A 17,575-nucleotide genomic window follows, 5' to 3' on the forward strand; every position below is an offset into this window, starting at 1 on the left:
ATGGCGCGCCCTGAAGCGGCGGGGCGTGGCCGGTTTGAATGGCTTTTCCGTTACGCTGACAGGAACAACCATTCCTGCCCATGACCGCCAAGACCCTCTCCTCACACAGCGGGCCTGCGCCCGCTTCACCGCTGTGGCATGCGATGCCCGCTGGCGAGGTCCTGACCCGGCTGGGCTGCGATCCCGCTGTGGGGCTCAGCGCCGCAGAGGTCACGCAAAGACGCGCCCGCGACGGCGCCAACGCCCTGCCCGAAACGCAGCGCCGCTCCATGCTGTCCGTGTTCGCGCGCCAGTTCAAGAGTCCGCTGATCTACATCCTGTTCGCCGCCGCGATACTGGCCATCGCCATGGCGCATTACGGCGACGCGGTGGTCATCCTGGCCGTGGTGCTGGTCAATGCCGTGGTGGGCACCTTCCAGGAGGGCCGCGCCGAACGTTCGATGGCCTCGCTGCGCCGGCTGGCGGCACTGCGGGTGCGGGTGCTGCGCGACGGGCAGGAGGCCATGATCGAAGCGCGCGAGCTGGTGCCTGGCGACGTGCTGCTGCTGGCGGCCGGTGATGCGATTGGTGCCGATGCCCGCCTGGTTGAGGAAGCCCAGTTGCAGGTTGCCGAGGCCGCCCTGACCGGCGAATCGGTGCCGGTCAGCAAGAAGGTCGCGCCGTTGTCGGATTCCACCGGTCTGGCGGACCGCCACAACATGCTGTTTTCCGGCACTTACGCGACAGCCGGCCGGGCGCGCGCGGTGGTCGTGGCCATCGGCAGCCACACCGAAGTCGGCCGCATCGCCGGGCTGACCGAAGCCGCCGCGGACCCGAAAACGCCGCTGGAACAACGCATCGAACAGTTCGGCCGCTGGCTGGTCGTCGCCGCACTCGTGCTGTTTGTCGCGGTGGTCGCGCTCGGAATGTTCCGGAATCTGCCGCTGGCCGATGTACTGATGGTGGCCATCAGCCAGATGGTGTCCATGGTGCCCGAAGGTCTGCCTGTGGCCATGACCATCGCCCTGGCCGTCGGCATGCAGCGCATGGCGGGGCGCGGCGCCATCATCCGCCGCCTGTCGGCTGTGGAAACCCTCGGATCGACGACCGTGATCTGCACCGACAAGACCGGCACCCTGACGCGCAACGAAATGACGGTCAGCGCGCTGTGGCTGCCCGGCGGGCAGGAAGTGTCCGTCAGCGGCACGGGTTATGCACCGGAGGGAAAGTTAAGCTCCAATGATGCCGCCCTGCTGCCGTTGCTGCAGGCTGCCGCGTTGTGCAACGACGCGCAGCTGCTGCCCCCCGAGGAAGCGCGTACGCAATGGTCGGTGCTGGGCGACCCGACCGAAGGCGCACTCAAGGTGCTGGCGGCCAAGGCAGGTATCGCTCTGGAAAAACTTGCTCGGGATGCGCCGCGCGAGGCCGAACTGCCCTTCGACGCGGATACCAAAATGATGGCCACACGCCACCGCTTTGCCGGTGCGCCGCGCCGTGTGTTCATCAAGGGGGCGCCCGAGGTGCTGCTGCACCTGTGCGCGGCCGACGGAACGGCGGTGATTCACGCGGCCCGTACGGCCGCCGACGCCATGGCCGCGCGCGCGCTGCGGGTGCTGGCCTTTGCCGTGGTGGAAGACGATGTGCTGGACCCGGACGCCGGTTTTGACGCGCTGGCCGGTCGCGCCCGCCTGCTCGGCCTGGCCGGCCAGATCGACCCGCCGCGCGAGGAGGTCAAGACCGCCGTTGCCGAATGCCGTGCGGCCGGCATCCGGCCCGTCATGGTCACCGGTGACCACAAACTCACTGGCCTGGCGATTGCCCGCGAACTCGGCATTGCGCGTGACGGGGACCGGGCCGTGGACGGCACCGAACTCGAATACATGAACGAGGCGGACCTGCGCGACGGGCTGGCCCGCATTTCCGTCTTTGCCCGTGTCCATCCGGCGCAAAAGCTGCGCATCGTCGAAGCCCTGCAGGCCAACGGCGAGGTGGTGGCGATGACCGGCGACGGCGTCAACGACGCACCGGCGCTGGCGCGCGCCGATGTCGGTGTGGCCATGGGCATCACCGGCACCGAAGTGGCCAAAAGCGCGGCCAAGATCATCATCACCGACGACAACTTCGCCACCATTGTCGCGGCGGTTGAGCAGGGACGCGTGGTTTACGGCAACCTGAAAAAGGTCATCCTCTACCTGTTCGCCACCTCGATCGACGAGGTCGTGGTGCTGCTGCTGGCTTTGCTGGCCGGCTACCCGCTGCCGCTGGCGGCGGTGCAGATCCTGTGGATCAACATCGTGACCGAGGGCACCCTGACCGTGAATCTGGTGATGGACCCGGCTGACGGCGACGAGATGAAACGCACGCCCGTGCCGCGCAACGACCGGCTGTTGGACCGCACCATGCTGGGCCGGGTGCTGCTGATGTCGGCCACGGCCGTGCTGGTCACTTTCGGCTGGTTTGTCTGGCGCCTCGAGCAGGGCTTGCCCATGGATCTGGTACGTACCGAAACCTTCACCGTGCTGGCCATGTGCCAGTGGTTCAACGTGCTCAACTGCCAGTCGGCCACCCGCTCGGCGTTGCGGCTGGGGCTGCTGAAAAACCCCTGGCTGCTCGGCGGCCTGGCCCTGAGCATCGCGCTGCAGGTGCTGGTGCTCTATGCCCCGTTCATGAACACGCTGTTCTACACGGTGCCGCTGGCGCCCGCCTCGCTGCTGCCCTTGTTGTTGCTGGCCAGCAGCGTGTTGTGGGCGGAAGAGCTGCGCAAGCTCCTCGTGCGCCTGCGCCAGAAGCGGGCTGCATGAACCTGATCCTGCTCGTCCCGCAGTTCCTGCTGTGCGCGGTGCTGATCGCCGGCGCGGGTTACGTGTTGTGCCAGAGTGCCGACCAGATCGCCAAAGCAACCGGGCTCACGGGCGGCTGGATGGGCCTGGCGCTGCTGGCCACCGTGACCTCGCTGCCCGAGCTCGCCTCGGGCATCAGCGCCGTCACGGTCATCGGTGCGCCCAACCTGGCCGTGGGCAACGCGCTCGGCGCCTGTGTGTTCAACCTCGTGTTCCTGGTGGTGATCGACGCGTTGCAGCCGCGCCAGCCGATCTATCGCCACGCCAGCGCGGCGCACCTGCTGTCTGCAGCCTTTGGCGTGGTGATGCTGGGCTTTGTCGCCATGAGCCTGCTGCTGCCCGCCGTGACACCGGCCATGCTGCATCTGGGGCTGTACAGCCCGGTGCTGCTGGCGCTTTACCTGCTGGCCCTGCGCAGCGTCTTCGCACACGAGCAGTCGCTGCGGCAGACGCCTGGCCCTGATGGGAGCTCCGGGCCGGCGCCAGCACTGAGGCGGCAGTGGATCCGCTTCGGGCTTGCGGCGCTGGTGGTGCTGGCGGCCGGCAGCTGGCTGCCCGCCATCGCCGACCAGTTGGCCCAGGCCATGGGCTGGAGCCGCAGCTTTGTCGGCACGCTGTTCATGGCGCTGGTGACCACACTGCCCGAAATCGCGGTCACGCTGTCGGCGTTGCGCCTGCGTGCGCTCGACATGGCCATCGGCAACCTGCTCGGCAGCAACCTGTTCAACGTGACCATGCTGGCGATCGACGACCTCTTTTACACCCGCGGCCCGCTGCTCGCCGACGCCGCGCCCGTGCATGCGGGCACGGCAGTCGCCGCCGTGGTCATGAGCGGGCTGGTGATGATCGGGCTGGTGATGCGGCCCCAAGGGCGCGTGCTGCGTTTTGCGAGCTGGGTCAGCGTCGGGCTGCTGGCCACCTACCTGCTCAATGCGGTGCTGGTGTTCCTGCACGGCGGCTCCTGACGCTATCAATAATGCATCTGACGGCGCAGATGGGTACTGGGCTGCAGCCTGTTTTATATTGAACAGCGCATGCCGCTCGATGTTGGCGGCGCCATGTTAAGGTGCCGGCATGCCAAAAACCATACGCTACACCTTGCTGTCCCTGCGCGATCTGGCCGTCTCCGCCGGACCTTTTGTGGTGCTGGCGGTGACCTTGCTGATACTGGCTTACTGGTGGCTGGACCCGAACCCGCCCAAACGTGTCACGCTGGCCACCGGTCCGGCGCAAAGTGCCTACGAGGAATTCGGCAAGCGTTACGCCGGCATCCTGGCGAAGGACGGGATCACCGTGGACCTGCTGCCGTCGCAGGGCTCGGCCCACAACCTGCAGTTGCTGCGCGAAGGCAAGGCCGACCTGGGTTTTGTGCAAGGCGGTACCAGCGACTACAGTGCCGAAGATGCTGAAAACCTGACCTCCCTGGGTAGCCTGTTTGTCGAGCCGCTGTGGCTTTTTTATCGCGAAGAAGGCGTACGAAAAGCCGGAAAAAGCAAGGCCCTGAACTCATTGGTTCAACTGCAGGGCCTGCGTGTCAATGTAGGGACGGAAGGCAGCGGCGTACCCAGCCTGATGGGCAAACTGCTCGAAAGCAACCGGATCGAAGCCACCAGTCTGACCATCAGCACGCTGGATCAAACCCCTGCCACGGTTGCGTTTCTTGGTGGTGAGCTCGATGCGATTGTTTTTGCCTCGGCACCCGAATCACTGATGGTGCAGATGTTGCTGCAGACACCGGGCGTCAAACTCATGAACTTCACGCAGAGCGAGGCGTATTCAAAGCGGTTTTCCTTCCTGAGCACGGTTCGCCTGCCGCAGGGCGTGGTGGACCTGGCACGCAACATTCCGCCCGAAGATGTCAGTCTGGTGGCGCCGACCACCTCACTGATCGCCCGCAGCACCACCCACCCGGCGCTGGTGCAGCTCTTCGCTCAGGCTGGCAACGTGATCCACGGTCCTGCGGGCTGGTTCAAGGCAGCGCGCGAGTTTCCCAATCGCGACAACAGCGAGTTGCCCATCTCCAAAGAGGCCGAACGCGCAATCAAGAACGATGCGCCGCTGATGCAGCGCTACCTGCCCTTCTGGGTAGCCAATCTCGTGGAGCGCATGTGGCTGGTGATGGGCATCATCATTGCAGTCATGCTGCCGCTGTCACGTATCGTGCCCCCGCTGTACGAGTTCCGTGTGCGCTCACGCATTTTCAGGTGGTACGGCCAGTTGCGTGATATCGAGCTGCGCAGTGAAAACGAAGACAGTCAGACCCTGCTGCGGGCACTGGACGAACTGGAGGGCCGGGCAGAAAAGGTCACCGTGCCGCTGTCTTACACCGATGAGCTGTACGCGCTCAAAAACAATATCCAGCTGGTGCGCAGGAAGCTGATGCGCAGCTGAGCGTCTTTTCCCCGCGATCAGACCGCCACCCAGTCCCTGGCTCCACTGGCCGCCGGTTTGTAACGCGTGATCGAGACAGCCCCCCCCGCCACGGCGGCCTGCATCTGAAACAGATGCAGCCACTGGTTCTGCACCAGTTGCCTGACCACCGCGTGCCGGGCAATGATGCCGTCAATTGCGGCCTGCGGTGCTTCAATGAACACACTGAGCCGCAGCGGCGCATGACGCCATTGGCTGCCATCGTGCAGTGACTGCATGGGCAGGCCTGTGCGCAAGTCGCCGCCATTGCCTTCAAAGACGCCCAGCCTGCCGCCCACCACGTTGTGCAGCAGCTTGTTGCCGCTGCCGTATCTGGCGTTGTCGACCACGCTGGCGTAGTACTGCATGTTGATCCAGTTGGTCACCACCATGGGTGCGGTCATGATGAGTTCCAGCACGCTCCCGGTGGTGTCCTGGGCGTGGTCGTAGTCATGCAGAAACGCCCGGCCCGCCAGGTTCAGATGCTGGCTGCGGGTACGGGGTGCGACGATGAAGGCAGCGTTGTTGGCCAGGCCCCATTCAGGCCGCACCTGGGCCCAGTCATTGGCGCGGGACTGGATGGCTTTCTCAAGCCGACCAGCTTCAGTCACCAGATGGGCCAGCCCCAGCGCGGGTGCCCGTTCTGCGCGCGCACGCTGGCCTGCCAGAGTCAGGGTGACCTTGAGTTGCTGCAGATCAGCGGCATGACTGGCGGGCAGCAAGTCGGTGTCATACAGCACCAGCTCGTCCGTCGTGGTGTTGTGCAGGCCACCCAGGAAACACGTGCTGCCGGGGATGACAATGTCTTTCGCACGCAGCGCGGTGCGCACCGCCCCGTCATTGAGCAGGGCCGCCAGGGCCCGTGCATTGACCTCACCGGTCTGGCCACCACATGCGCCGCAGTCCAGCCCCGCGGCGTGGGGGTTGTTGGCCGTCTGGCTACCGTGGCCCGCCAGCAGCACGATGCGGGCGAAGTCTTTCGTCAGGCCCATCGCGCCCAGGATTCCGGCAGCCATGTCGCAGCGTGATTGCAGCTCCGCCTCTGGCGTGGCACCGGGCAGGTTTTGCAGGCGTGGCCGACTGGTACGGATCTCCTCACCGGACAAACCGGTTTGTTCTACCGGGTGCGGGGTGGCCTGACTGGGCAAGCTCCTTTTAAGAAGCTTGCCCGCGTACCACAGGCCGCAGGTTTCGACAAAACTGAAGCCGCTGCTGGCCGAGCCGCGAAATGTCTGCCAGGTGCTGCGCCACTGCAAACCCTGCTTGCGCCGCTGACGGCGTTGCGCAATCACCTGACCGAGCGACTGCGAATCGGACCTGTCCCATTCGTCCGTCACGCAGCGGCTGGCGGCCAGCAGACCGGGCAGCTGCGGCCGCGTCATGGCTGTACCCACGGGCGAGTACGCTATGAACAAACCAAAAAAACCGGCAAAGCCGCGCGTCTGGACGGTGGCGCTGCTGGCCTCCAGCGCGCGTCGAAAGACTTCAGAGCGCACATCGATGCAGAAAACGGCTTGAACGGTCGGTGGCAAAGAGACGGCAGGCGCGTTCTTCAACCCCTCACACAGCGGCTGCTGGTACGCCAGCTCCAGCGCATCCTGCAGCAGCCAGTCGTGCTTGTTTTCAGCATCAAATCGGTCCTCAGCCCAGTCTGGACGGGCGCAAGCAGCTATCCATTCAGGAGCAAGCTGCGGCTGACCCGGGTTCTCCAGCAGCAGCCATTCCCAGCCGAGCCGGATGGCCAGCAGCTCGATGATGTCGTCGTCATCTGTTTTGCCGGGCACAGTGCCCAGGCGCGCCTGCCAGCGCTCGTAGGCACACCATGAGGCCCAGCCATTGATGCTCATCAGGAGCGCGGTGTAGTAGTCGGCACATTGTGCTGGTTTCAACCCCAAGGCCCGGGTAGCGGCGGCAATCAGTGCGCGTGGCTCCTGCGGCAGGCCGGCTGCTTTCCGGCCAAAGCCTGCGTAACCCATCAGCAGCGCGGTGCTGTGGTCGCCGGTCAATTGCCCGGCCCAGCTGGCGTACAAACCCACACGTTCGGGGTTCCAGGCGGCCTGACTCACATCAAAGTAGGCGGCGCAGTGCTGGCTGATCTGATGCGTGACAAAGTCAACCCAGGCCATGGCGTGGCTCAAGTCGCGCCGGCTGTCCGCCAGCGTGGTGACCAGCGGGTGTGCTGGCGCGCCCTCGCGTTCCTCCGTCAGGCTGTCCACCAGCTCATCGACGCTGCAGTCGGCATGAGCGGCACGGATGGCGTCCTGCAAATGCACCTGCGTCAACCGCCCGGCCTGCCATTCCGACCGGTAAAAGGAACGCGGCATGAGCAACGGCGTGCCCGAGAGCCGACCCAGCCGCCTGGCGGCGTCCGCGATGGGCTGCTCCACAAACCCCCAGTACGGGTTGACGGCAATGAACTGGTCCAGCGGCCAGGTAGGTGCAATACGCTGGCAGGCTTGCGTGACGCTGGCTTGAAGCTGCGCCAAATCGGACGCCTGGCCGAGCTCATTTTTTTCAACGACAGTATTCATTTCACAAGTCCTCTGTTACTTCCTGTGGGGAGGGGTGGCGCTGTGCGGGTCAGACGGGCGGGCCAGAAGCGAAACGTCAAGCGGGTGAACCATTCGTCCAGGTACAGACCGGCATAAAACCAGGGGTACAAACGGCTGGCCCACGCACCGTGTGGTCGTGCGTGTATCAGGCATTGCATGACGAACAGCAGAACAAAACACACCATCACCCAGGCCAGATCAAAGCCATTGACGGCAATGCCCTTGGGCAGGCTCAGCCACCCGCCAACAAGGTGGTGCAAGCCAAAATACGCAAACGCCACCCCAAACGCGCCCAGCATCATGCCCAGCGGCCACAGGCCGCCCCGATGCAGGGCCTGTGCAGTCAGCAGCGGCGCGATGGCCAGGGAAACAATGGCCGCCAACACCCACAGTGCCGTGGGCTTGTCAAAGGCCACGCCCCACAACATCCCGGCCACCAGCACCAGGACCAGGCCGCTGACAGCACCCACCACCAACATGCTCACGCTGACATCTGCCTGCGGTGCAGACATGGCCTTCAGCCGCGCGAGCTCCACCGCGCCACCTGCTCCCAGAAACGCGTGCGCCTTGTAAAGCGAATGGGCCACCAGGTGCAGCAGTGCCAGGTCATAAGCACCCAGGCCGCACTGCATCAACATGAAGCCCATCTGCGCGCAGGTAGACCAGGCCAGCATCACCTTCACGCTGATGCGGGTCATCATCACCAGTGCAGCGAGTACGGCCGTCAGACTGCCCACCACGACCAGCAGGGTTTGCGCACCCGCCACCTCGGAGACCAGCGGGCTCAGGCGAATCATCAGGAAGCCGCCCAGATTGACAATGCCCGCATGCAGCAAGGCAGACACGGGTGTGGGCGCTTCCATGACCTGAATCAACCATCCATGCACCGGCAACTGCGCACACTTGAGCAGCGCGCTGATGACGATCAGAAACACCGCCGTCTTCAGGCTCAGGGGGTACGCCGTCAGGGCCTGGGCTTTGGCAATGACCACGTCCATCTCCAGGCTGCCAAGGCTCGCGCCCACCAGCGCCACACCTGCAAACAGACAGACATCCCCCAGCCTGCTGGCCAGAAACTTTTTATGCGCTGCGATCACAGCCGCTGGTCTGTGGCTGAAATAGGTGAGCAACTGGTGCAGACACAAAGACGTGGCCAACCAGGCCAGTGCCAGCACGGCCAGGTTGTTGGTCAGGACGACGACAGAAACGGCAGCAAGCGTGGCCATCAACCAGCGGACGTAGCGGGCTTGCCCTGCGTCGCCGGCCAGGTAGGTCTGTGAATACCGGGTGATGACCCAGCCAATAAAACTGACCAGCAGCAGCACACCGCAACCGAGCACATCAGCGCGCAGGCCATGGACGATCAATGGTTCTCCCAGAGCCAGCAAGACCCCGGATGCGACCGTCAACCCGACAGCGAGCGCGGCACAGGCGCGCGCCAGACGCCAGCTGGCCGTGAAGGCCGCCAAGGCATACAGCAAGGGAACAGCCAGAAGCAAGGCCCCCCGCAGCGGCTGCACATAGTCAGGTGAAACAAGCAAGACACGCTCCTTTTTCTATCGGATGGCGTGACTTTGCCGGGTTCAATCAATTCTGTAAAATACATATTACGCATGCTAATGTTCTTTTAAACAGATTGTTTATTCTCCAAAAAGGTCCTGTGTGTCACGCCTGAACTACCACCACCTGCACTACTTCTGGGCAGTTGCCAAGGAAGGCAACCTGACCCGCGCCGCCGCACAGTTGCATGTCTCGCAGTCGGCGCTGTCCACACAAATCAAACAGCTTGAAGACCAGCTGGGTCAGGCACTGTTCAGCCGTGATGGACGGGTACTGCAACTGACCGAGGCCGGGCGTGTGGCGCTGACCTATGCCGAAACCATTTTTGAAACCGGCAATGAACTGACCTCCCTGCTGCGTGATGGCCAGAGGCTGGCGCGTCAGGTGCTGCGCATTGGCGGCGTGGCCACGCTGTCAAGAAATTTTCAGGAGAACTTTGTCAAGCCGCTGCTCAAGCGCACAGATGTTGAACTGGTGTTGCAGTCCGGCGGGCTGGACGAACTGCTGACGCGCCTGGCGGTGCACAACCTGGATGTGGTGCTGTCCAACCGCAAAGTCCACGCCGACAGTCAGCACCCGTGGCGCTGCAGGCGTATTGCACGCCAACCGGTCAGCCTGGTCGGCAAACCGCGCAGCAAAGGCAAGGCGTTTCGTTTTCCCCAGGAGCTGGCCGAACAACCCCTGCTGCTGCCAGGCCGTGACAGCGACATCCGCGCGGGCTTTGATGTGCTCTGCGAACACCTCGGCCTGCGCTACCAGGTGCTGGCCGAGGTCGACGACATGGCCATGCTGCGGCTGCTGGCGCGTGACTCCGGGAACGTGGCCTTGCTGCCCACGGTGGTGGTGCAGGACGAACTGCGCAGCGGCAAACTGCAGGAGTACTGCGTGGTACCGCAGTTGCATGAAAATTTTTACGCCATCACCGTGCAGCGGCACTTTGAGCCGCCGCTGCTCAAGACGCTTCTGAGAAGGTCAGAGGCCGAGGTCCTGGGAACGGACTAGGTGCCTAAAGTCCAAGAGACTTCCAGCCTGCATGGCCCAGTTTTTCCAGCGTTGCAATGTTCGTCTCGAAAATTGCATCGGCTTGCGGGAAGGCTTCAACTGCGCGTTCCACACTGTCTTCGCGCAGTAAATGCAGGATGGAAAACGGTGCGCGGTTGGTGAAGTTGCCGATGTCGTCGGGCTCGGTGCCTTCGAACTGGAACTTGGGGTGAAAACTGGCGAGTTGAACCACGCCTTCAAGGCCATGTTCATCGACGACGCCTTCGGCAATCTCCAGGAAATCATTGAAATCCAGGAAATCATCGAACAGCGTCGGGTGGATCAGCAGCGTGGTGTCGATCTCTTCAGCCGGCGTTGCCACCAGCAGGTCAAGTTCCCTGTCGAGCTCCTCAAGCAAGTCGTCAGCGTGTCGCGCATGGCTGACCACCAGGCGCACCTGGTTCTTGACATACACCGCCTTGGCAAACGGGCACAGGTTCAGCCCGATCACGGCTTTTTCGAGCCAGTGACGGGTTTGATTGAGGACTTCGTCGTCGGTCATAACCATCTCCAGAGAACTACCGCCATGAGCTCTTAAGGCCAGCAAGGGCCGCGGAACCGGCTTCGCCGGGCCGCAGGCGCAGCGGCCCCCTCGGGGGGCAGCGCATTACACGAATTGAAAAGCGTGGGGGCTAGTGCAATGCCTTGAACCGCATGCGTTTGGGCTTGGCACCCTCTTCGCCCAGGCGTTTCTTCTTGTCGGCTTCGTACTCCTGGTAGTTGCCGTCGAAGAAGGTCCACTGGCTGTCGCCTTCGGCCGCCAGGATGTGCGTGGCGATGCGGTCCAGGAACCAGCGGTCATGGCTGATCACCATGATGGAGCCGGCGAATTCGAGCAAAGCGTCTTCCAGCGAACGCAGCGTTTCCACGTCGAGGTCGTTGGACGGTTCGTCGAGCATCAGCACGTTGCCGCCGGCAATCAGGGTCTTGGCCAGGTGCAGGCGCCCGCGCTCACCACCCGACAGCGTGCCCACGCGTTTTTGCTGGTCGGCGCCGTTGAAGTTGAAGCGTCCGGCATAAGCACGGCTGGGCATGGTGAACTTGCCGACCGTCAACATGTCGAGCCCGCCGGAGATGTCTTCCCAGACGGTTTTTTCGTTGGCCAGGTCATCGCGGTGCTGGTCGACAAACGCCATGCGGACGGTCTTGCCAATTGCCACCTCGCCGCTGTCGGGCTGCTCCTTGCCGGCGATCAGCTTGAACAGCGTGGATTTACCCGCACCGTTGGGACCGATGATGCCGACAATGGCGCCGGCCGGAATCTTGAAGCTCAGGTTGTCGATCAGCAGGCGGTCGCCAAAGGACTTGCTGACGTTCTTGAACTCGATGACTTCATTGCCCAGGCGCTCGGCCACGGGAATGAAAATCTCCTGGGTTTCGTTGCGCTGCTGGTATTCGAAGTCGGACAGCTCTTCAAAGCGGGCCAGACGCGACTTGCTCTTGGCCTGACGCGCTTTCGGGTTCTGGCGTGACCATTCGAGCTCTTTCTTCAGGGCCTTGGCTCTGGCCTCCTCGCCCTTTTGCTCCTGCGCCAGGCGTTCGCCCTTTTGTTCCAGCCAGGTGCTGTAGTTGCCTTTCCAGGGGATGCCGCGGCCGCGGTCCAGCTCCAGAATCCACTCGGCGGCGTTGTCCAGGAAGTAGCGGTCATGGGTGATGGCCACCACGGTGCCGGGGTAACGCTGCAGGAACTGCTCAAGCCAGTCCACCGATTCGGCGTCCAGGTGGTTGGTCGGCTCGTCGAGCAGCAGCATGTCGGGCTTGGACAGCAGCAGGCTGCACAGGGCCACGCGGCGTTTTTCGCCGCCCGAAAGAACGCCGACCTTGGCGTCCCAGGGCGGCAGGCGCAGCGCGTCGGCGGCGATTTCGAGCTGGTGTTCGGAGTCGGTGCCCGAGGTGGCGATGATGGCTTCAAGACGTGCCTGCTCGGCGGCCAGCGCGTCAAAGTCGGCATCGGGCTCACCGTAAGCGGTGTACACGGCCTCGAGCTGGGCCTTGGCGGCAAACACCGCACCCATGCCGGCTTCGACACTCTCGCGCACCGTGTGCTCGGGGTCCAGCTTGGGCTCCTGCGGCAGGTAACCGATGTTCAGGCCCGGCATGGGCATGGCCTCGCCTTCGTACTCTTTGTCCAGCCCGGCCATGATCTTGAGCAGCGTGGACTTGCCGGAACCGTTGGTGCCGAGCACGCCGATCTTGGCGCCCGGGAAAAAGCTGAGGGAAACGTCCTTGAGAATCTGACGCTTGGGCGGCACGATCTTGCCGACCTTGTTCATGGTAAATACGTACTGGGCCATCGGGATTCAACTTCTAAAAAGGAAAAGACAACGCAAGGAAAAATGCGGCGCGTGCGGCCTGCAGACAGGATTCTTGCAGGATTTTTGCGGATCTCCTCGCGTACGAAAAGCACACACCGTAGCTGGGGGGCGGGCACCTCATATCAAGGCACGGGTCCGGCGTGAATACCCCGATTATCGTTCCATGCGACAATACACGGGTTGCTGGCTCCAGTTGCCAGCCGCAATTAGGCACACCTTCGGTGACAGTTTGGGTGCCCAGCCTGACTTTTTTACCCGTCTGCCTTTCACTGGCGGAGGCTTTACCAGCCCCCGACTGGCCGATCTTTGGCACCTTCGCGTGCACCATCAATGACTTTTGAAAATCTGAATCTGGCCCCGGCCATTCTTAAAGCCGTGCTTGAGCAGGGCTATACCGTTCCCACCCCGATCCAGGCCCAGGCCATTCCTGCCGTGCTGGCCGGCGGCGACCTCCTCGGCGGCGCCCAGACCGGCACCGGCAAAACCGCGGCCTTCGTGCTGCCCATGCTGCAGCGCCTGTCGTCCGAGCCGTCCCTGAAAAACAAGCGCGGCGTCAGCGCCGTGCGCGCCCTCATCATGACCCCGACACGCGAACTCGCCGCCCAGGTCGAGGAAAGCGTTCGCCTCTACGGCAAATACCTCGAACTCTCCTCCATGGTGATGTTCGGCGGTGTCGGCATGGGCGCGCAGATTGACAAACTGCGCCGCGGCGTCGACATCCTGGTGGCCACCCCCGGCCGCCTGCTGGACCACGCCAGCCAGGGCACGCTGGACCTGAGCCAGGTGCAGATCCTGGTGCTCGACGAAGCCGATCGCATGCTGGACATGGGCTTCATCCACGACATCAAGAAGGTGCTGGCCCTGGTGCCCAAGCAGAAGCAGACGCTGCTGTTTTCCGCCACCTTCAGCGACGAGATCCGCGACCTGGCCAACGGCCTGCTGCGCGACCCGCTGCACATCCAGGTGACACCGCGCAACACCACGGTGCAGCGCATCACGCAGACGATCCATCCGGTCGGCCGCGGCAAGAAAAAAGCACTGCTCACGCACATCATCAACGAGCACAACTGGAGCCAGGTGCTGGTGTTCACCCGCACCAAGTTCGGCGCCAACAATGTAGCCGAACACCTGACAAAAAACGGCATCCCCGCGATGGCCCTGCACGGCAACAAGAGCCAGACCGCCCGCACACAGGCGCTGGCCGACTTCAAGAGCGGCAGCATCCGCGCGCTGGTGGCCACCGACATTGCCGCGCGCGGCATCGACATCGACGAGCTGCCACACGTCGTCAACTATGAAATCCCCAATGTCAGCGAAGACTATGTGCACCGCATCGGCCGCACCGGCCGCGCCGGCAACAGCGGTGAAGCCGTCAGCCTGGTCTGTCTGGACGAAGAAGGCTTCATGCAGGACATCGAGCGCTTCACCAAGCAGAACATCGAAAAAGTCATCGTGCCCGGTTTTGAAGCCGAACCCGGCGAAAAAGCCGAGCCGCTGGCCATGGGTCGCCAGACCATCTGGGGTGGCCTGGGCAAACCGCCGAGCCGTGACGTGATGCAGGCAGCCGCCAAGGCCGCCCGCAGCGAAATGATGACGCGTATCCGCGAGAACAAGCCCCAGGGCGGCCGAGGCGCCGGCAATGGCGGCGGCGGCAACGGTGGTGGGAACAATGGCGGCGGCCGCGGCCGCAGCAGCGGAGGCGGCAATGGTGGCCGCAGCCAGCCTCAGGGCGGCCAGCCGCGCCAGAATTCCGGCTACGCACAAGGCGGCCAGCCTGCGCAGCAGCAGGCGCGCAACCCGAATGCCCAGCCTCCCCGTCCACGCAACACCCAGGAGCGCGACGATGATGCCCAACCCGCCAGCCATGTTTCCTCAGGCTTCCCTTCCTCCGGCCAGCCCACCGGCGGCAACCGCGGCAACTACCGCGGCGGCGGCCGGCCAGCCGGCGGTGGCGGTGGCGGCGGACGCTCGGGTGGCCCTGGTGGCCGGAGCAACGGGTCTGGTCGGTCGGGAAATTCTGGCTCGTTTACTGGCCGATAAAAGTTATTCGGCGGTCCACTGCGTGGGCCGCCGAAAACCCGGGACAGAACACCCCAAACTGGTGACTCACGTCATCACGGACCTCGCAACATTCGAGGCGCCTGCGGTGGACGACGTGTTCATCGCGCTGGGCACCACGATCAAGGTGGCCGGCAGCCAGCAGGCTTTCCGGGCCGTCGATTTCGACGCTGTCGTGGCGCTGGCCAGATCGGCGCGTGCCGCCGGCGCTAAGCGCCTGGGCATCGTCAGCGCCATGGGCGCCGACACGACCTCCCCCGTTTTTTACAACCGCGTCAAGGGCGACATGGAAGACGCTGTCAGCCGGCTCGGCTACGACAGCGTGGTCTTCGCACGGCCCTCGGTCCTGGCAGGCAACCGCGCGGCCCTGGCACAAGCCACCCGCCCCGGTGAACAGCTCGCGCTGGTTGCCATGCGCCTGTTCAAGCCGCTGATCCCGCGCAACTACCGCGTGGTTGCAGCAGCCAACGTCGCCGCGGCTCTGGTGAGCGCGGTGCAGGCCGGCCAGCCGGGACGCCGCGTGCTGCTCTCGGGCGAGCTCCAGCCCGTCTGAAACTTCATGGCCTTTTTGGCCTCCAGCCCTTTGCCTTCGTGCGCAACCAGCTATTGATTCGATAGCAATCAACCGTTGCCGGTGCGGTTTTCAGCCTTGCACGAACAGCGTCACCAGCGGGTCCGGCCCGACCTGGCGGCTCCAGTGGCCGTGGACGGCCGCATCAAACGCTGCGCCAGTCGGGAGCAGATCGGCCGAATAGAAGTGCTCCCCGGGCTTGAACACGCGCGAGGTTCCATCCTGCAGGCCAATTTCCATCTGGCCGCCGAGAATGACCACCCATTGCGGTGTCACCGTGCAATGAAACTGGCTGCGAAAACCCACCGGGCTATGCCGCAGCTGGTAGCCGGTCGACGGCGTCAAGGGGGACAACAGCGCTTGCGGCGAGCCTTCGGTCAGCGCCAGCGGCTCCTCGCGAAATCCGGCGCGGCCGTCGGGGCCGGTGTAGAGCGTGATTTTGGTGAAAGCAGTCATGGAAAATCCGTCAGAAGTAAACAAGGGGGTGCTCAGGCACCAGCAGCTCGCCGCCAGGCCAGCACAGCGGCCACGATCTCTTCGGGCGGGCTGGCGAGATCGAAGCTCTGTGCATTTTCCTCCGGGCCGGGTGCTTCCAGCGTGCTGAGCTGGCTGGCCAGCAGCGACAGCGGCATGTAATGGCCGGTTCGCGCGGCCATGCGCGCCGCGAGCAAGGGGTAGTCGCCCTGCAGATGAATAAAACGGACGTCGGGCGCCCCGCGCCGCAGGATGTCGCGGTAGGAACGCTTGAGTGCCGAGCACGACAGCACCAGGCCGCGCCCGGCCGCACGGGCCTGCGCGAGCCGTTCGGCCAGCGTTTGCAGCCAGCCTTCCCGATCCTCGTCGCCCAGCGCCACTCCGGCCGCCATGCGCGCCACGTTGCTGGCGGGATGCAGGCCGTCGCCCTCCAGAAACTCCAGGCCGAGTGCGGCCGCCAGCTGGGCGCCCACGGTGCTCTTGCCGCAGCCGCTGACGCCCATGACGACAAAAATATCAGCATTCATCTGCGCCACATTCTGCCTTCCCTGCCAACACCTAGGCCGACCAGCGCACCGTGGCGTCAGGGCGTTGGTGCAGATCGGGCAGCAGTTCCAGCCCCAGTCCGGGTTTGCCGTTCAGGCTGAGCATGCCCTGGGTCACGGTGGGCAGCTCGGTCACCAGTTCCTTGTACCAGCCGGTGTAAAAGGCGCGCACGCTTTCCTGGATCAGGGCATTGGGCGCATGCAGGGACAGGTGGCTGGAGGCCGCCCAGACCACCGGTCCGGTGCAGTCGTGCGGCGCGACGGGCAATTGCCAGGCGTCGGCCATGGCCGCAATCTTGCGCGCTTCGGTCAGGCCGCCGCACCAGCTCAGGTCCAGCATGGCGACACCGGCCACGCCGGTCTGCAGGTAGTCCTTGAAGCCCCATTTGTAGCTCAATGTTTCGCTCGCGCAGATCAGCGCGTCGCAGTCTTTCGAATACTGTTTGAGCAGGTCCAGCGAATCCATGCGGATGGCGTCTTCGTGCCAGAAGGTATTGAAGGGCTTGAGCGCGCGCGCAATCTTCTGCGCCATCGGCAACCGCCACAAGCTGTGAAACTCCACCATGATGTCCATCTGCTCGCCGACTGCCGAGCGGATCTTGCGGAACGGTTCCAGCGCGAGGTCCAGGTCGGAATTGCTGATGTACTGCCCGTCGCTTTTCTCGGCCGCCGGGTCGAAGGGCCAGATCTTCATCGCCGTCACGCCTTCGCTCAGCAGCGACTCGGCCAGTTCATCGGCGCGATGCAGGAAACCTTCGAGATCCTCATACGGCCCCGCGTTGGCTTTCTTCGCCTGGCCAATGCCCCAGTTGGCGCTGGTCTGGTTGACGGTGCTGCGCACGTACTGGTAACCCGCGCAGGTGTTGTAGATGCGTATGCTGTCGCGGCTCTTGCCGCCCAGCGCGGTGTACAGCGGCATGTTGGCCGCCTTGCCGAAAATATCCCACAGCGCAATGTCGATGGCCGAATTGCCCCGGGTTTCCACGCCGGAGCCACGCCAGCCGAGGTAACCGGTGATGTCCTTGTTGCGCGCCTCGATGGCCAGCGGGTCCTTGCCCAGCAGCTTGGGACCGGCCCACTCGTGGATGTAGGCTTCCACGGCCGCTGCGCCCATGAAGGTCTCGCCGAGACCAACCAGGCCTTCGTCGGTATAAATGCGGACCCAGATGATGTTGGGAAACTCGCCGAGTCTCAGGGTTTCGACTTTGGTGATTTTCAAGCGTGGCTCCGA

General features: G+C 64.0%; 13 protein-coding genes. 6 read left to right on the forward strand and 7 right to left on the reverse strand.

Translation table 11 applies throughout. The features are described from left to right. The first annotated feature begins 80 nt into the window (after positions 1-80). The 3 genes from PSV33_RS12050 to PSV33_RS12060 all read left to right on the forward strand — a co-directional run bounded on the left by PSV33_RS12050 (position 81) and on the right by PSV33_RS12060 (position 5,210). Positions 81-2,780 carry an HAD-IC family P-type ATPase gene (locus tag PSV33_RS12050; RefSeq protein ID WP_300562075.1) on the forward strand — a complete coding sequence of 900 codons (2,700 nt, stop codon included), beginning with the start codon at positions 81-83 and terminating at the stop codon, positions 2,778-2,780. Next, positions 2,777-3,784: a sodium:calcium antiporter gene (locus PSV33_RS12055; protein ID WP_300562077.1), complete on the forward strand. Its 1,008-nt coding sequence runs from the start codon at positions 2,777-2,779 to the stop codon at positions 3,782-3,784. Before PSV33_RS12050 ends, PSV33_RS12055 begins: the two co-directional genes overlap by 4 nt. Before the next feature lie 109 nt (positions 3,785-3,893). Further along, positions 3,894-5,210: a TAXI family TRAP transporter solute-binding subunit gene (locus PSV33_RS12060; protein WP_300562079.1), complete on the forward strand. Its 1,317-nt coding sequence runs from the start codon at positions 3,894-3,896 to the stop codon at positions 5,208-5,210. A gap of 17 nt (positions 5,211-5,227) precedes the next feature. On the opposite strand, the gene PSV33_RS12065 is transcribed toward PSV33_RS12060, so the two are convergent. After that, positions 5,228-7,759: a YbcC family protein gene (locus tag PSV33_RS12065; protein WP_300562081.1), complete on the reverse strand. Its 2,532-nt coding sequence runs from the start codon at positions 7,757-7,759 to the stop codon at positions 5,228-5,230. Beyond that, entirely contained in the window at positions 7,756-9,321 is a 1,566-nt protein-coding gene (locus tag PSV33_RS12070; RefSeq protein WP_300562083.1) for an NADH-quinone oxidoreductase subunit L, read from the reverse strand. Before PSV33_RS12070 ends, PSV33_RS12065 begins: the two co-directional genes overlap by 4 nt. Before the next feature lie 121 nt (positions 9,322-9,442). Between PSV33_RS12070 and PSV33_RS12075 the strand changes: the two genes are divergently transcribed. Further along, positions 9,443-10,342: a LysR family transcriptional regulator gene (locus tag PSV33_RS12075; RefSeq protein ID WP_300562086.1), complete on the forward strand. Its 900-nt coding sequence runs from the start codon at positions 9,443-9,445 to the stop codon at positions 10,340-10,342. A gap of 4 nt (positions 10,343-10,346) precedes the next feature. Here the strand turns inward: PSV33_RS12075 and PSV33_RS12080 are convergent, their stop codons facing one another. Further along, a complete protein-coding gene (locus PSV33_RS12080; RefSeq protein ID WP_300562088.1) occupies positions 10,347-10,883 on the reverse strand; it encodes a DUF1415 domain-containing protein in 537 nt (178 codons plus the stop codon). Positions 10,884-11,013: 130 nt separating this feature from the next. Further along, positions 11,014-12,675 carry an energy-dependent translational throttle protein EttA gene (gene ettA, locus PSV33_RS12085; RefSeq protein ID WP_300515039.1) on the reverse strand — a complete coding sequence of 554 codons (1,662 nt, stop codon included), beginning with the start codon at positions 12,673-12,675 and terminating at the stop codon, positions 11,014-11,016. Positions 12,676-13,026: 351 nt separating this feature from the next. Between ettA and PSV33_RS12090 the strand changes: the two genes are divergently transcribed. Both PSV33_RS12090 and PSV33_RS12095 read left to right on the forward strand, forming a co-directional pair. After that, positions 13,027-14,736 (forward strand): DEAD/DEAH box helicase, encoded by a 1,710-nt coding sequence (locus tag PSV33_RS12090; RefSeq protein WP_300562091.1) that lies wholly within the window; start codon positions 13,027-13,029, stop codon positions 14,734-14,736. Beyond that, a complete protein-coding gene (locus PSV33_RS12095) occupies positions 14,678-15,307 on the forward strand; it encodes an NAD(P)H-binding protein (RefSeq protein ID WP_300562180.1) in 630 nt (209 codons plus the stop codon). Before PSV33_RS12090 ends, PSV33_RS12095 begins: the two co-directional genes overlap by 59 nt. 90 nt (positions 15,308-15,397) lie before the next feature. Here the strand turns inward: PSV33_RS12095 and PSV33_RS12100 are convergent, their stop codons facing one another. The 3 genes from PSV33_RS12100 to PSV33_RS12110 are packed head-to-tail and all read right to left on the reverse strand — an operon-like array spanning position 15,398 to position 17,563. After that, positions 15,398-15,781 carry a hypothetical protein gene (locus PSV33_RS12100; protein WP_300562094.1) on the reverse strand — a complete coding sequence of 128 codons (384 nt, stop codon included), beginning with the start codon at positions 15,779-15,781 and terminating at the stop codon, positions 15,398-15,400. A 32-nt stretch (positions 15,782-15,813) separates the two neighbouring features. After that, positions 15,814-16,326 carry a gluconokinase gene (locus PSV33_RS12105; RefSeq protein WP_300562097.1) on the reverse strand — a complete coding sequence of 171 codons (513 nt, stop codon included), beginning with the start codon at positions 16,324-16,326 and terminating at the stop codon, positions 15,814-15,816. A 31-nt stretch (positions 16,327-16,357) separates the two neighbouring features. Next, positions 16,358-17,563 carry a mandelate racemase/muconate lactonizing enzyme family protein gene (locus PSV33_RS12110; RefSeq protein ID WP_300562099.1) on the reverse strand — a complete coding sequence of 402 codons (1,206 nt, stop codon included), beginning with the start codon at positions 17,561-17,563 and terminating at the stop codon, positions 16,358-16,360. Between the last annotated feature and the right edge of the window lie 12 nt (positions 17,564-17,575).

Source organism: Polaromonas sp. (assembly GCF_029945895.1).
Classification (GTDB): domain Bacteria; phylum Pseudomonadota; class Gammaproteobacteria; order Burkholderiales; family Burkholderiaceae_C; genus Polaromonas.

Coding starts and splice junctions, on each gene's coding strand:
- PSV33_RS12050 (WP_300562075.1), top strand. CDS start 81: ATGACCGCCAAGACCCTCTCCTCACACAGCGGGCCTGCGCCCGCTTCA.
- PSV33_RS12055 (WP_300562077.1), top strand. CDS start 2,777: ATGAACCTGATCCTGCTCGTCCCGCAGTTCCTGCTGTGCGCGGTGCTG.
- PSV33_RS12060 (WP_300562079.1), top strand. CDS start 3,894: ATGCCAAAAACCATACGCTACACCTTGCTGTCCCTGCGCGATCTGGCC.
- PSV33_RS12065 (WP_300562081.1), bottom strand. CDS start 7,759: ATGAATACTGTCGTTGAAAAAAATGAGCTCGGCCAGGCGTCCGATTTG.
- PSV33_RS12080 (WP_300562088.1), bottom strand. CDS start 10,883: ATGACCGACGACGAAGTCCTCAATCAAACCCGTCACTGGCTCGAAAAA.
- ettA (WP_300515039.1), bottom strand. CDS start 12,675: ATGGCCCAGTACGTATTTACCATGAACAAGGTCGGCAAGATCGTGCCG.
- PSV33_RS12090 (WP_300562091.1), top strand. CDS start 13,027: ATGACTTTTGAAAATCTGAATCTGGCCCCGGCCATTCTTAAAGCCGTG.
- PSV33_RS12100 (WP_300562094.1), bottom strand. CDS start 15,781: ATGACTGCTTTCACCAAAATCACGCTCTACACCGGCCCCGACGGCCGC.
- PSV33_RS12105 (WP_300562097.1), bottom strand. CDS start 16,326: ATGAATGCTGATATTTTTGTCGTCATGGGCGTCAGCGGCTGCGGCAAG.